We start from the raw sequence: 14869 nt of genomic DNA on the forward strand, positions 1-14869 counted from the left end.
ATTGAACCCCCGAGGGTGGGATGAGGGCGACATCAGAACCCCAAGGTGTAGATGCGCACAACCGTCTGTTTCCTTTATATGACCTGCTCCAGAGAGCGGTCAGCGGAAGTCACGGGACCGGGCCGGGAGTCGCACCCCTAGGGTCTCGATCCGCTCAGCTACCACGTTGACCACCCCTTCGACGGCCTCCACCCTCCCCCGGACGACGAGTGCCGAGGCGGTCACCACGTCGCGGTACCGCACCCAGCAGCCTGGCGAGACGATCACGTTGATCAGACCGGTTTCGTCCTCCAGGTTCACGAAGGTCACCCCACCAGCTGTGTGGGGGCGTTGCCGATGGGTCACCACCCCAGCCACCCGGACCCGGGCCCCGTCGGCCACAGCCCGGAGGTCCACCGCGGTGATCACCCCATCGGCCGACAACTCATCGCGCATAAAGCGCGTGGGATGCCCGTCCGGTGAGACCCCGGTCGCCCACAGGTCGGCCCGGGCCTGTTCCGGCTCGGCCATAGCGGGGAGAGGTGGAGGCACGGTGCCGGTGACCACCCCGGCCAGGCGGTCCGGCCCTGTGGCCGCCAGGGCGCCTGCCGTCCACAGAGCCTCTCGTCGTCCCGCATCGAAACAGGCGAAAGCACCGGCGGTGGCCAGTGCCTCCATAGCCGGTCGCCCTGGGTCGATCCGCCGCTGGAGATCCTCGATCGAGTCATAGGGCTGACCCGCGGCGATGGCCTCGGCCAGGTCCCTTCCGATAGCACGAACCGACCCGAACCCCATCCGCAGCGCCGGACCCCCGGCCTCCTCCGACCCGGAGCCCTCCAACGATGCCCCTTCCAGTAGGGCACGTGCTCCGGACCGGTTTAGGTCGGGGGTCCGGACCTGGACCCCGTGGCGGCGGGCGTCCTGGACCAGGGAGTGCGGCGAGTAGAAGCCCATGGGCTGGGCGTTCAGGAGCCCGGCGCAGAAAGCCGCCGGGTGGTGGTACTTCAACCAGCAACTGGCATAGACCAGGTGGGCGAACGACACGGCGTGACTCTCTGGGAACCCGTAGTCGGCGAAGGCAGCCAACTTCTGCCAGACCTGTTCGGCCACGTCGGCCACCACCCCCCGGCCACCCGCCCCGGCCAGGAACCGATGGTGGAGGGCCTCCATCCGATCGTGGCTTCGCTTGGATCCCATGGCCTGGCGGAGGCGGTCAGCCTCGGTAGCCGTGAAGCCGGCCACGTCGATGGCCAGCTGCATGAGCTGCTCTTGGAACAGCGGGATGCCCAGGGTCTTGGAGAGGGCGTTCTCGCACAGGGGATGCAGGTAGGTGACCGGCTCACGGCCATTCCGTCGCCGGATGTAGGGGTGCACCGACCCTCCCTGGATCGGGCCCGGCCGAATCAGGGCGATCTCCACCACCAGGTCGTAGAAGTGACGGGGACGCAACCGGGGCAGGGTGGCCATCTGGGCCCGGCTCTCGATCTGGAACACGCCAATGGTGTCCGCGGCACAGATCATGTCGTAGACATCGCCGTCCTGAGGCAGGCGGGCCAGGTCGACCTCGATCCCCTGGTGGGCGGCCACCAGGTCCACCGTGTGGTGCAGGGCGCTGAGCATCCCCAGCCCCAGGAGGTCGAACTTGACAAGACCAACCGCCGCACAGTCGTCCTTGTCCCACTGGAGCACGCTGCGGTCCACCATGCGCCCCCACTCCACCGGGCACACCTCGGCCATGGGGCGGTCGCAGACCACCATGCCCCCCGAATGGATACCGAGGTGGCGGGGGACGTCGCTTAGTTCATCGGCCAGGATGGCCACGTCGTCCGGCAGGCCCGTCTCCCCGGAATCCGTCTCCTTTCCGGGGGTGGGTTGGATCCGGGCCCGACGATCCAGACCCTTGGCGAAGGCATCCTGCTGGCCGGGGTCGTAGCCCAGCGCCCGGGCTACGTCACGCACCGCTGATCGGGGCCGGTAGGTAATGACGTTGGCCACTTGGGCGGCGTGCTGCCGGCCGTAGCGGTCGTAGACGTACTGGATGACTTCCTCGCGTCGACCGCTCTCGATGTCCAGGTCTATGTCCGGCGGGCCCTCGCGTTCCGGAGAGAGAAAGCGTTCGAACAGCAGGCCTAGACCCACGGCATCGGCGTTGGTGATACCCAGCGCATAACAGACAGCGGAGTTGGCCGCCGATCCCCGGCCCTGGCAGTAGATGTCGGACCGGTGACAGAAGGACACGATGTCGTGCACGACGAGGAAGTAGCCCGGGAAACCCAACTCGCCGATGATGCCCAACTCCCGGTCAACCTGGGTCCACGCCCCGACCACCCGTTCGGCGTCGCGGGGCCCGTATCGGTCAGTGGCTCCGGCGGTGGCCAGCCGTCGGAGGAGGCCCATCTCGTCGAGCCCGTCGGGACACGGATACGGCGGCAGACCGGGAGCCACCAGCCCGAGGTCGAAGGCGCAGCGGCGCCCTAACTCGTCGGCGGCGGCCACCACGCCCGGCCATCGGGCGAAGCGGTGGGCCTGCTCGGCCCCCGAACGAAGGTGGGCCGTGCCGGCCGCCGGAAGCCACCCATCTAGTTCTTCCAGCGGCTGTCGGGCCCGTATAGCGGCCATCGTGGTAGCCAGTCGGCGGCGGGCCGGCCGGTGGTAGTGGACGTTGTTGGTGGCCACCAGACCCACTCCAGCAGCGGTGGCTAGATCGGCCAGGGCATCATTGCGCTCGACGTCCAGTGGGTGCCCGTGGTCCCAGAGTTCGACCACCACCTGATCACGGCCGAACCGGTCCACCAGGTCGTCCAGTGCCCGACGGGCCGCCGCCGGACCGTCGGCCTCCAACGCTGCGGGAACAGCTCCCTTGCGGCAACCAGTGAGCACTGTCCAGTGGGGATCAGCGCCGGCCAGTTCGGCCAGACGGTCCGACGAGAGTCGGGGTCGACCCTTCTCCCCGGCCAGTTGGGACTCGGCAATGGCCGTTCCCAGCCGGGCGTAGCCGATTGGATTGGCAGCCAGGACGACAAGATGGGTGGCCGCCGGGTCAGGCGTCCCGGTCCGAGCCGACCGCGTGGCCGACCCGTTGGTGGAGGGCACGTCGAGGGAAAGCTCACTGCCGAAGACAGTGGGCAGGCCATGGGTCCGGGCGGCCTCGGCGAACCGCACTACCCCATAGAAGCCGTCGTGGTCGGTGAGCGCCAGGGCACTTAGCCCGAGGCGTACCGCCTCGGCTACCAACTCGTCGGGTGACGAGGCCCCATCGAGGAAGCTGAAGTGGGAGTGGCAGTGAAGTTCCGCGTAGGGAGGGCCCGTTTCGCCCTTCGGAGTCTGGTCGACAGAAGAGGAGGGGCCGACGGGAGACCGTGGTCCGGTAGGCGCCGGTGGGGGCGTCCAACGAGGGGCCGGAGCGAAGGGGCGATCCGATAGGCAACCTTCCAACTCTCGCCACGGCATCCCGGAGTTGGACCAGTCCATGTTCGAACAGTATCGAACACTTGTTCGATACTCAACTGACTGATGGGGCCGTCCTCGGAGGACAGTGGATCTACTCGACGAGCCCCTTGACTAGGGCATCGACCTCCGGGCCACAGTCACTCAGGTCACCGTCGGCGATGCACGGCTGGCCCAGAAGTTGGGCCACCAGATTGGCACCTAGGCCACCAAACATCCCCGCAGTGGTGCTGGGCGGCGGCACCGTGGTGGTGGGAGCCGCCGTAGTCGTCGGCCCTGCTGTGGTGGTGGGAGCCGCCGTAGTCGTCGGCGCTGCCGTGGTCGTGGTGGTGGTCGTGGTGGTGGTCGTGGTCGTGGTGGTGGTGGTGGGTGGCGCCGGGACGGCATCGACGGACAAGCCCCGGACCGCATTCTCGGCCAGGTGGGCCTCCCGCGTCCCCGGTCCGTACCAGCCGTCGGCCTCGACGCCCAACACTGTCTGGAGCAGCACGGCTTCCGTGCTGCGACCCCAGACATAGGAGGCGGTAAGCACCGCCTCCTCGTCCACCGGCGCCGCGGTGGTCGTGGTCGTCGTCGCGGGCGGAACCGTGGTAGTCGCTGCAGCAACCGGCGAAACGGTGGTGGTCCCCGGTGCGGCGGTAGTGGTGGGCACAACGGTGGTCGCCGGAATCGTCGGGGTCGGCAGCGCAGGCGACGGCGATGCGGACGGCGGGTAGAGCACCGGTCGCATCGAGGGCTCGGCAACGCGCGCGGCGACCACCACGCCCGCCCCCACGAGGGCGAGCGCGAGCACCAGATCAAGCACTCGACGAGTCACCCCCCCAGCCTCGCATCGCGTCGCCTCCGAACCGTGGCACCCCGACCAATCCGTGACGCGACATCCGTCACTCCCGGCCAGCCTCGATGTTGACATTTTGTCAATCTCACTGACCCAGAATGGCTAACCTGCGTCCATGAGCAGTTCTTCCAACGCCATCTCCAGTGACAACTCGAGCGTAGGTATCGGCTCGTTTGACGCCGTCGAGTTCGACCCCGCTACCTTCGATCCGGCCCGGTTCGGCCTGGCCACCGGCATTGTCGACGAGGTCGGCTACCAGCGGAGCGTCGAACGCTTCCGCACCCAGGGCATCGCGCTTCCCACGTTTGCCCAGATGGGGGATCCGTCGACCATCCCCGACGCCATCCGAGCCTCCTTGGCCGGCGTGGATCGCAATGCGGCCGATGCCCGCAACCTCTACCGGGTCCATTGGTACAACGACCTGTACGGCGGCCTGGTCGACGTCCCCGAACACGTCGTCCTGACGCCCGAGATGACCGGCGTCCCGTCGCCCATCATCGTGGCCTTCGGCAACCGCTTCCCGATGATCGGCGCTCACAAGGTGCTGGCGGCCTACGCCTGTCTGGTGCCCCGGATCGTCACCGGCGAGTACGACCCGACTCTCCACCGAGCCATCTGGCCGTCCACGGGCAACTACGCCCGGGGCGGCGTGGCCATCTCTCGTCTCATGGGCTGTCGCGGCGTGGCCGTGCTGCCCGAGAACATGAGTCGTGAACGATTTGAGTGGCTGGAGGAGTGGATTGCCGATCCGGGCGACGTGATCCGAACCACCGGCTCAGAGAGCAACGTCAAGGAGATCTACGACGCCTGCGACGAGCTGGCGAAAGATCCCGGCAACTTCATCCTCAACCAGTTCACCGAGTTCGCCAACCACGTCGGCCATCACGAGGTGACCGGCCGGGCCCTCGAGCACCTCTACCTCCATCACGCCGCCCAGCACCCCGGGCTCCGACTGGCCGGCTACGTGGCCGCCTCGGGTTCGTCGGGCACTCTGGCCGCCGGCGAGAGACTCAAGGCCGACCACGGTGCCCGTATCGCGGCGGTCGAAGCCGTCGAATGCCCGACCATGCTCTACAACGGCTATGGAGAGCACAACATTCAGGGCATCGGCGACAAGCACATCCCGTTCATCCACAACGTCACCAACACCGACGTGGTCGTGGGTGTCTCGGACCGGGCGTGCGACGAGTTGGGGGTGGCCTTCGCCAGCCCCGAGGGGCGTGCCCACCTGTCGGCCGCCGGCGTGGACGACGCGGTGCTCAACACTCTGGGCCACTTCGGCCTGTCCAGCCTCTGCAACGTCATAGCGTCCATCAAGGTGTCCCGTGAGTTGGACCTGGGCCCCGACGACGCCCTGGTCACCGTGGCCACCGACGGCGGCGAAATGTACGGCAGCGAGCGCGAGTCGATGATGGCCGGCCGATACGCCGCCGGATTCAGCGGCGCAGAAGCCGGGACGGCCATCGACACTCACCTCCTCGGGGCCGACACCGACCACGTCGAGGTCCTGACCGAGACGGGTCGCAACCGGATCTTCAACCTCGCCTATTACACGTGGGTCGAACAGCACGGCGTCGACTTCGCCGACTTCGAGGTGCGACGCAACCAGGACTTCTGGCGACACATCCAAACCTTCGCTCCATCGTGGGACACCATGATCGACGAGTTCAACGGCCGCACCGGGGTGCTGGCCGACTGATCGGGGACGATCCCTTGAGTCCCGTCCCTGTCGGCCGGCCTCCTGGCTGGCTCGGGGCACCTCCCAGCGCCACCTGGCCCGAGTTGGGCGCCCTCCCGACTGGCCGTCTGACCGACGACACCAACCCGTTCGTCGCGTTCCGGACACTGCTCTGGTCACACCACCGGGCCATCGCCGCGGGCTGGTCCGATACCCGATACGTGGACACCGTCCGTCGCTTCGACGACGCGGTGGCCGCCGTCGACGGCCACGGCTTCCGGACCACCCCGCTGGTTCGACAGATCGCGCTGGCCGATGCCATCGGCCAGACGGGCGGCATCTGGGCCAAGGACGAGACGGGCAACGTGTCAGGCAGCCACAAGGCCCGCCACCTGTTCGGACTGGCCCTCCACCTACTTGTCGACGAGGTTCCCACCGATACAACCCTGGCCATCTCCTCGTGCGGGAATGCTGCGCTGGCCGCCGCCATCGTGGCCCGGGCCGCCGGTCGCCCGCTGGCCGTCCACGTACCGACGTGGGCCGACATCACGGTTCTGGATCGCCTCGACGACCTCGGGGCCGACGTCCGGGTCTGCCAGCGTCGCGACGGCGAGGCCGGCGATCCGTGCATCCTGCGGTTCCGGGAGTTGGTGGCCACCGGTGCCGTGCCGTTCACCTGCCAGGGCATCGAGGCCCCGTGGACCATCGATGGTGGTCGCACCTTGGGATTCGAGTTGGTTACCGGCCTCACGGCCCACGACCGCTCCCCCACCCGACTCCTCGTCCAGGTAGGTGGCGCCGCCTTGGCTAGCAGCATCGTCCAGGCCCTGACCGATGCCGTGGATCTCGGTGGGTCCGACGTCCTCCCGGGCGGCCGGCCGCCGTTGGTCGCCGTCCAGACCGAAGGCTGTGCGCCGCTGGCTCGAGCCTTTAACCGGGTCGCCGACGCCGACGACCCCGTGGCCGCCTTGGCTGAGCATGATGGACCCCATATGTGGCCATGGGACGATCCAGGTTCGGCCGCCACCGGAATCCTCGATGACGTCGCCTACGACTGGCGGCCCGTGGTGCACGACATGTTGCTCGGGCCGGTGCCCGGCGGTCCCGTCGTAGCCCTCGAGACCGACGTGGTCGAGGCCCACCGACTGGTCAGAACCCACACCTCGGTGCCTGCCGATCCCACCGGCACAGCGGGTCTCGCCGGGCTGCTTGCCGCACGACGCGACGGCTGCATCGAGGCCGACGAGGAGGTCGTGATCCTGCTCACCGGGGTCGAACGGGCCCTGACAGGGCCCCGCTCCTGACGGCGCCCCAGAAGTCGGGGGGGGAGGGCTTCAGCGCTCCTCGCGGCGGTAGGCGATGCCTAGTGCCGCCGGTGCGGGAGAGGGCCGATTTCGCGACCGGATCGAGATGGCCACCAGGACGCTGATGGTCAGCAGGTAGGGAAGCATCGACAGAAGGATCGGCGAAAAGTCCACGCCGAAGGTCTGCAACCGGGTCTTAAGCGCCAGCGTCAGCCCGAACAGGAGCGCCCCGACCGCAACTCGGCCCGGACGCCACGCTCCAAAGATGACCAGCGCGACGGCGATCCAGCCCCGTCCGGCCACGATGCCGTCAGCCCACTGGGGGGTAAGCGAGAGCGTCAGGTAGGCGCCCGACGCTCCGGCTAGTCCACCGCCCGTGGCGACCGCCGCCAGGCGGATACCAACTACCGAATGGCCAGCGGCATCCGCGGTGGATGCCGACTCGCCGGCGGCTCGGATGGCCAGGCCGAGGCGGGTGCGCCACAGAACGAACCAGGTCACGAAGCCCGTGATGACCGCCAGGTAGACGAACGGCGACTGGGCGAACAGGATCGGCCCAGCCCACGGGATATCCGACAACGGGCCCCAGTCCACGGAAACCATCTCGGCCCCCGCCGGTTCGCCGACCGAACCACGCCCCACAAAGGCAGCCAGGCCGAGGCCGAGGATGGTTAGCGAGAGCCCGGAGACCACCTGTTCGGCACCCAGCACCACGGTGAAAAACCCGTGGAGCAGGCCGATCATCGCTCCGGCGGCCACCGCTGCCACCAGGGCCACCCACGGGTTGCCGGTCTGGAGGGCGACGACGAAGCCCGTGACCGCGCCCATGGCCATCATCCCTTCCACTCCGAGGTTCAGGATCCCCGCCTTCTCGGCAATCATCTCGCCCAGGGCGGCTAGGTAGAGCAGAGCACCGAATGACACCGTGGCCTCGAACAACCCGATCAGCGAGGCCTCGTTCACGACGTCACCTCCGTCGTGTCGCCGGCCACCATCTCGACCCGGTATCGGCTCAACACCCCGGCAGCGATAGCGCCGAACAAGATCAAGGCCTGAAGGATCGTCGACACCGATGACGAGACGCCCATGGTCTGGATGCTTTGTCCGCCGATCTGCACGGCCCCGAACAACACGGCCACCGCTGCGACGCCCGACGGTCTCATCAGTGCCAGCGCGGCCACGATGATGCCGGCGAACCCGAAGCCGTTGGACAGGCTTTCGGTGATCCGATCAGAGGTGCCACTTAGCTCGATGCCTCCAGCGAATCCGGCTACACCACCGGAAAGGACGAGAACCGTCAGAATCTTGCGTTCCAGCGAGATCCCGGCATAGCGGGCCGTAGCCCCCGAGGATCCGGCGACTCGTAACTCGTAGCCCCACGCTGTGCGGCTGGACGCCACACCAAACAGAAGGATCACGATGGCAGCCAGCACCACCCCGACGTGGGCCCGTTCGAACAGGCCGGGCAGCCGGGCGTTGTCGGGCAGCATCGGGGCCAGGGGAAAGTTGTGGGAATCGGGGTCCTTCCACCGACCGTGGACCAGCCACTGGACGAGACGGATGGCCACCTCGTTAAGCATGAGGGTGGTGATGATCTCGTTGACGCCAATCCGGGCCCGGGCAATGGCCGGACCGAGGGCCAGCAGGCCGCCACCGAGGATGGCGGCGGCGAGCATGGCCGCGATGAGGAGGGGTGACGGCCACTCCCCGCCAATCCGAGCCACCCAGGCCGCACCGACGGCGCCAGCCATGATCTGGCCTTCGGCGCCGATGTTCCACAGGCCCATGGACCCAGCCACGGCCACCGCCAAACCGGCGAGGCCCAGCGGCACCGCCCGGTTGAGGGTCACCGACCAGGCCCGGGGGTCACCCAGGGAAGCCTCAAACATCCGCTCATAGACGCGCATCGGATCGTGGCCCGAGCCGACCAGCAGGACAATGCCCACCACGAGGGCCACAGCCAAGCCAATACCGAAGGCCAGTGGTTGGCCGCCCCGCAGCACCTGTTCACGGCGAACCAGCACCGGCCTCCCCGCCCGTCTTCCCATTGGCCGATTCATCGGTTGGCCACCTGATCATCGGCCGGTACGGCATGACCGACCATCGCCTCGCCGATGGCGTGGCGTTCAGCGGTCGTCGGATCGAACTCGGCCACGATCCGACCGGCGTGGATCACGAGCAGGCGATCGGCCAGCGTCAACAACTCGTCGAGGTCCTCGGAGATGAGCAGGACCGCCGCGCCGGCGTCGCGCTCGCCCACCAGCAGGTCCTGGATGGCCTTCACCCCTTGAACGTCGAGTCCCCGGGTGGGTTGGGCGGCCACCACGACCCGAGGGCCGTCGACCAACTCTCGCCCAACCAGCAGACGTTGGAGGTTGCCGCCTGACAGCCCGGCGATCGGCTCGTCCAGCGGGCCGGTACGCACGCCGAACTGATCGACGAGGTCCCTGCAGTGGCTGGCCGCCGCCGCGAAATCCAGGAACGGACCACGGCGGTGACGGCCGTAGGTCCGTAGCACCGCGTTGTCCGTCACGCTGAGTCGGGGCGCCAGGCCCACACCGAGGCGGTCCTCGGGGATGTAGCCCAACCCGTCTGCGAACCGCTGGCGCGGGGTGGCGTCCGTTCGGTCTTCACCGATCAGGTGGATCGTCCCCGACTCGACGGGCCGCAGACCGGCGATGCACTGGGTCAACTCGCGTTGGCCATTGCCGGCTACCCCGGCGATACCCACAATCTCCCCCGAACGTACGGCGAGGTCCATGCCCTCGAGGCCGTTCAGCCCACGATCGTCGAGACACCGGAGATCACGCACCTCGAGACGGACTTCGCCGGCCTCGCGGAGAGGGGGCCGTTCGGTAATGACCGGGGACGCTCCGACCATGAGTCCAGCCAGTTCGGAGGCGTCGGTATCGGCCACTGATAGCGAGGCGGCCACCGTCTTCCCGCCCCGGAGCACGGTGGCCTCGTCGCAGAAGCCCATCACCTCGTGGAGCTTGTGGCTGATGAACACTACGGTGCGGCCGTCGTCGGCCATGTGGCGCAACACGGCGCCCAGTTCATCGGCCTCGCCCGGGGTGAGGACGGCCGTCGGCTCGTCCAGAATCAGGATTCTGGCGTCGCGCCACAACGCCTTGAGAATCTCGACCCGTTGGCGCTCGCCCATGGAGAGTTGCCAGACCGGCCGGTTGGGTTCGGTAGCCAGACCAAAGCGTTCGGCTAGTGCCCCGACCGCCAACTCGACGGCCGAGCGTCGCACGATTCGCTCGCAGGCCCCCAGCACGACATTCTCGGCCACCGTGAACGACGGCACGAGCCGGAACTCCTGGTGGACCATCCCCACCCCGGCAGCCAACGCGTCGGCCGGTGTGCGGAAGTGGTGGGCCATGCCGTCGATGCGGACGTCGCCCTCGTCAGGCCGGTAGACGCCTGACAGGACGTTCATCAGGGTCGACTTCCCGGCACCATTCTCGCCGAGAACAGCGTGCACGCTGCCCCGACGGACCCGCAGGTGGGCACCGGCATTGGCCACCACGCCGGGAAATCGCTTCCAGATGTCCCGTAGCTCAACGGCGGGTGGGCCATCAGCGGGCGCGACCCCATCTGGCTTCTCCGAGGTGTTGGCGAGGCCGGTCGGGTGCGGGGGTTCGGTCATCGGTGGTCCTGCGGTTCCAGTCTCGATAAATGGTCTCGACGAAAGGCCCTGCCGGGCGATCTCAAGTCGGACGTGACGGCGCCGGCGGGTCATCCCCGCCGGCGCCGCGTTCGTCTGGTCCCCCTTGGTAGGGGATGGACGTCAGGGTGAGAATCAGCCGGCGGAGCCGACGACCCCTTCGACGAAGACGCCGATTCCCAGCATGTCGCCGTCACTCATCGTCTCGCCAGCCGCCACGAGCACGCTGCCGTCCTGGGCGTTGATCGGACCCTGGAACGGATGGAACGAACCGTCAATGATCTGCTGCTTCCGTTCCGCCACCGCGGCGACCACGGATGCGTCCACGTCGCTGGCGATGGGCGCCAGGTCGACCGTGCCGTCAGCCATCGAACCCCAGTAGTAGCCACCCTCGTACGTGCCGGCCGTGGCCTGCCCGATGACCTCGGCGTAGCGCGGGCCCCAATCCCAGACCGGCGCCGTGAGGTGGGCCGCCGGAGCGTGGGCGCTCATATCAGAGTTGTAGGCCACCCAACGAGCGCCTGCGGCTTCGGCCTTCTCGCCAGCTGCCGTGGAGTCCTGATGCATGGCAATCACGTCGGCACCCTTGTCGAGCATCGCCTGGGCCGAGTCACCCTCGACCACCGGATCAAACCACGTGCTGGTCCAGACCACCTCGACCTGAGCGGCTGGGTTGATCTCACGGACACCAAGGGTGAAGGCGTTGATGCCCCGGATGACCTCGGGAATCGGGAAGGCCGCCACGTAGCCGATGAGGTTCGACGAGGTAGCTGAACCGGCGACCATGCCGGAGAGATAGCGGGGCTCGTACATGCGCCCGAAGCTGTTTCCGAAGTTGGTGCCGTTGGCCTTGTAACCCGAGATGTGGTCGAACACGACGTCGGGGAACTCGTCGGCGAGGGCTTCCATGTCGTCCATGTAACCAAACGAGGTGCCAAAGATGACGTTGTAGCCCTGATCAATGAAATCGCGAACGTGGTTGCCGAAGTCGGCGGTGCCCTCCGGCACGGCCTCTACATAAGCGGTCTCCACACCGGTCTCGGCTGCTGCCGCGGCTCGACCCTGGTCATGGGCGTAGGTCCACCCGGCATCTCCCACCGGTCCGACGTAGATGAAGGCCGCCTTGGTGGCGTCCTCGTCATCGGATCCACAGGCCGTGGCCACCAAGGTAAGGCTCAGGACGACGGCCAACAGGCCGGCAATTCGGCGTCGCATCATTTCTCCCTCTGGCCGCCCCGGTCCGGGCCCATATGGCCCGTCGAGAGCCAGGACGGCTCGTCGGCGATCATTCCACGTTTCATCAATACGCGCCACAACAGGCGGAGAACCTGAACTGCAGCTCCGATCCGAAGGTCAACCGGCCACCGTGAGTTGCAGGCTGACCCGGGTGGCGCCGTTGGCCACCGCGGCACGGACCACTGCGTCGACTGCGTCCAGCACGGCGATCGTCTCACCTTCCACGGCGGTCCCGAAGGGGCCGACCTCGACATCCAACCCGGCTGCCTCGGCCACCGCGATGGCCGCCTTGACATGGGGGCCGGGGTCTCCCTCCACGAAGGGTTCGATGGTGAACTCGGCGACCGTCGACATGGACTCATCATGGCCCATGATTAGCGGTGCGTCAGTCCCAGAGGGCCCGGGCTCGCTGGGCCAGGTCTCGGTGGGCAGTCCGAAGATCCACCCCGGCGAGCTCTCCATCGGTCACCACGGCACGCCCCCCGACCAGAAGGTGGCGGACCCGACGATCCGGCCCCAGCACCAGTCCGGCCACCGGGTCGGCCATGTCGCCCAAGTCGTCGCCAGGCCACACCGCCAGATCGGCCCGCATGCCCACGGCGAGGCGACCGGTGTCGGCCATGCCCAGACAGTCCGCACCGCTTGTCGTGGCCATCTCCACCACATCGGCCGGCATCAAAGCATCGGGACGCCGCTCTCTCAATCGGGCGGTGTAGAGGGCCTGCCGGAGTTCGGGGAATAGTCCTCCAACTTCGTTGGACGCCACGCCATCGACGCCCAGACCCACCGGGCAGCCGGCGGCTCGCAGGTCGGCGACCCGGCACATGCCGGCGGCCAGTCGGGCGTTGGACGACGGACAGTGAGCGATGCCCGTGCCGGCCGAGCCCAGGCGGGCCATCTCGTCGTCGTCGATGTGGATGCCGTGGGCCAGCCACACGTCATCTCCCACCCAACCCCATTCATCGAGCATCTCCACGGGGCGTCGCCCAAACCGTTCCAGACAGTGCTCCTGTTCGGCAATGGTCTCGCACAAGTGGGTGTGAAGGCGTAGGCCGTAGCTTCGGGCCAACTCGGCGGACTCCACCATGAGTCCGGTGGTCACTGAGAACGGGCTGCACGGGGCGACGGTCACGAACACCATGTCGCCGTCGTGGTGGCGCGCGATCACCGACTCGGTAGAGGTCAGGATGGCGTCGCGGTCCTCGACCACGTGGTCTGGCGGTAGGCCGCCGGCACTCTCGCCGAGATCCATGGACCCCCGCGACAGGTGCAGGCGGATGCCGACGGTCCGGGCCGCATCGACAATGGCGTCAAACACCGTGTCGTCGCCGCCCGGCACCAGGTAGTGGTGGTCCGACGCGGTGGTGCAGCCGGTAGCTGCCAACTCACCTAGGCCGACTAACGCGGCAGCCCGTACGTCATCGACCGAGAGCCGGCCCCACACTGGGTACAGCTCAACCAACCACTGGAAGAGGTCGCAACCGGTGGCCCGACCCCGGGTCATCCACTGGTACAAGTGGTGATGCGTGTTGACAAGACCAGCGGTGATGATGTCGCCTTCGCAGTGCACCTCCTTGTCGCCCGACTCCGGAGCCACGATGCCCACCGCGGTGATCCGACCATCCACAATGGCCACGTCGCCGGGGTGACGGGCACCCCGCAGGACCAGTCGATCCTCGGGCACCGATGAACCTTCTCGAGCGGGAAACGTGGTCATGGAGTCCAGTCGGCGAAGGTGTCGATCATCATCCGGACGTCGGGGCCCAGTGGATAGAGGATGGGGCAGGTGCAACCGTCGGCCATGTACTGGCCCACCTTTTCTCGGACCTCGTCGGGCGTGCCTGCCGCGCAGATCATCTGCACCACGTCGTCGGGCACCAGCTTTGAAGCGGCCTTCACCTGCTCGTGGGTGGCCGGCCAGGTCAGGACCCGACCGATCTCCTCGAGTAGCGATTCGGGCACACCGGAGGCCTTCATGATGTGGGGCTGCTGACCCAGGTACTGGGTGACCATGAGGCGGGCACCGTCGAGGGCCTCGGCCCTGGTCTCGGCCACCGAGCACACCACCAACTGGGGGCGGTCCAGGTCGTCGACCGAGCGGCCCACCCGGGCGGCCCCGTCTGCCAGGCGATCCATGGCCTTCCGGTTGTACTCGGGCGACACCAGATAGTTGAGCACGACACCGTCGGCGATCTCGCCGGTCAGTTCGAGCATCTTGTCACCCGTAGCACCGATGTAGATCGGCACGTCCTTCGGGCGACGCTGTTGGTACACGTAGTCCAACTCCACGCCATCAAGGTGCACGAACTCGCCGTCGTAGGTGACTGTCTCGTCGGCCAGCAGAAGCCGGCACGCCTCGACGGTCTCCCGGATGGCGGTCAACGGTCTCCGACGCTGCACGCCGACCTTGCTAGCCAGTGGTTCCCACCACGCACCGATGCCCAGAATCATCCGACCAGGGGCCAGGTCGTCCAACGTCGAAAAGGTCGACGCCAGGCGGGCCGGGTTACGAGTCCAGCAGTCGACCACCCCCGAACCGATCTTGATGGTCTCGGTGCAGGTGGCAAAGGCCGCCATGGGGACCACGGCGTCACGGACCAGTCTCGAGTCGGCCTGCCACACGGCTTCGAAGCCGCGTTGTTCGGCGTACGTGACGTACTGCATCGCTTCCGTAATGGGATGTGCATCCTGCAGGTAGATAGCCAGTCGGGTCATGT

General features: G+C 67.6%; 11 protein-coding genes. 2 read left to right on the forward strand and 9 right to left on the reverse strand.

Annotated features, from left to right (window positions below):
- Nucleotides 1-99: 99 nt before the first annotated feature.
- Nucleotides 100-3450 (reverse strand): error-prone DNA polymerase, encoded by a 3351-nt coding sequence (locus tag QF777_05255; protein ID MDP6910954.1) that lies wholly within the window; start codon nucleotides 3448-3450, stop codon nucleotides 100-102.
- Nucleotides 3451-3520: 70 nt separating this feature from the next.
- Nucleotides 3521-4243: a hypothetical protein gene (locus tag QF777_05260; GenBank protein ID MDP6910955.1), complete on the reverse strand. Its 723-nt coding sequence runs from the start codon at nucleotides 4241-4243 to the stop codon at nucleotides 3521-3523.
- Nucleotides 4244-4379: 136 nt separating this feature from the next.
- Here QF777_05260 and QF777_05265 point away from each other — a divergent pair, with 136 nt between their 5' ends.
- Both QF777_05265 and QF777_05270 read left to right on the forward strand, forming a co-directional pair.
- Entirely contained in the window at nucleotides 4380-5963 is a 1584-nt protein-coding gene (locus QF777_05265; protein ID MDP6910956.1) for a pyridoxal-phosphate dependent enzyme, read from the forward strand.
- A 14-nt stretch (nucleotides 5964-5977) separates the two neighbouring features.
- A complete protein-coding gene (locus QF777_05270) occupies nucleotides 5978-7246 on the forward strand; it encodes a PLP-dependent lyase/thiolase (GenBank protein ID MDP6910957.1) in 1269 nt (422 codons plus the stop codon).
- A 30-nt stretch (nucleotides 7247-7276) separates the two neighbouring features.
- On the opposite strand, the gene QF777_05275 is transcribed toward QF777_05270, so the two are convergent.
- The 7 genes from QF777_05275 to QF777_05305 form a co-directional block, all read right to left on the reverse strand.
- Nucleotides 7277-8209, reverse strand: a complete 933-nt coding sequence (locus tag QF777_05275; protein MDP6910958.1) for an ABC transporter permease — start codon at nucleotides 8207-8209, stop codon at nucleotides 7277-7279.
- Nucleotides 8206-9270: an ABC transporter permease gene (locus tag QF777_05280; GenBank protein MDP6910959.1), complete on the reverse strand. Its 1065-nt coding sequence runs from the start codon at nucleotides 9268-9270 to the stop codon at nucleotides 8206-8208. Before QF777_05280 ends, QF777_05275 begins: the two co-directional genes overlap by 4 nt.
- 32 nt (nucleotides 9271-9302) lie before the next feature.
- The gene (locus QF777_05285) at nucleotides 9303-10898 is read right to left on the reverse strand and encodes an ABC transporter ATP-binding protein (protein MDP6910960.1); all 1596 of its coding nucleotides are present in this window, start codon (nucleotides 10896-10898) and stop codon (nucleotides 9303-9305) included.
- A gap of 153 nt (nucleotides 10899-11051) precedes the next feature.
- On the reverse strand, nucleotides 11052-12131 hold the full coding sequence (locus tag QF777_05290) for a BMP family ABC transporter substrate-binding protein (GenBank protein ID MDP6910961.1): 1080 nt from the start codon (nucleotides 12129-12131) through the stop codon (nucleotides 11052-11054).
- Nucleotides 12132-12269: 138 nt separating this feature from the next.
- Nucleotides 12270-12506: a thiamine-binding protein gene (locus QF777_05295; GenBank protein ID MDP6910962.1), complete on the reverse strand. Its 237-nt coding sequence runs from the start codon at nucleotides 12504-12506 to the stop codon at nucleotides 12270-12272.
- A 31-nt stretch (nucleotides 12507-12537) separates the two neighbouring features.
- Nucleotides 12538-13869: an 8-oxoguanine deaminase gene (locus tag QF777_05300; protein MDP6910963.1), complete on the reverse strand. Its 1332-nt coding sequence runs from the start codon at nucleotides 13867-13869 to the stop codon at nucleotides 12538-12540.
- Entirely contained in the window at nucleotides 13866-14867 is a 1002-nt protein-coding gene (locus QF777_05305) for an LLM class flavin-dependent oxidoreductase (protein MDP6910964.1), read from the reverse strand. The genes QF777_05300 and QF777_05305 overlap by 4 nt, the downstream gene beginning before the upstream one ends.
- Between the last annotated feature and the right edge of the window lie 2 nt (nucleotides 14868-14869).

The organism is Acidimicrobiales bacterium (genome assembly GCA_030747595.1).
Lineage (GTDB): Bacteria > Actinomycetota > Acidimicrobiia > Acidimicrobiales > MedAcidi-G1 > UBA9410.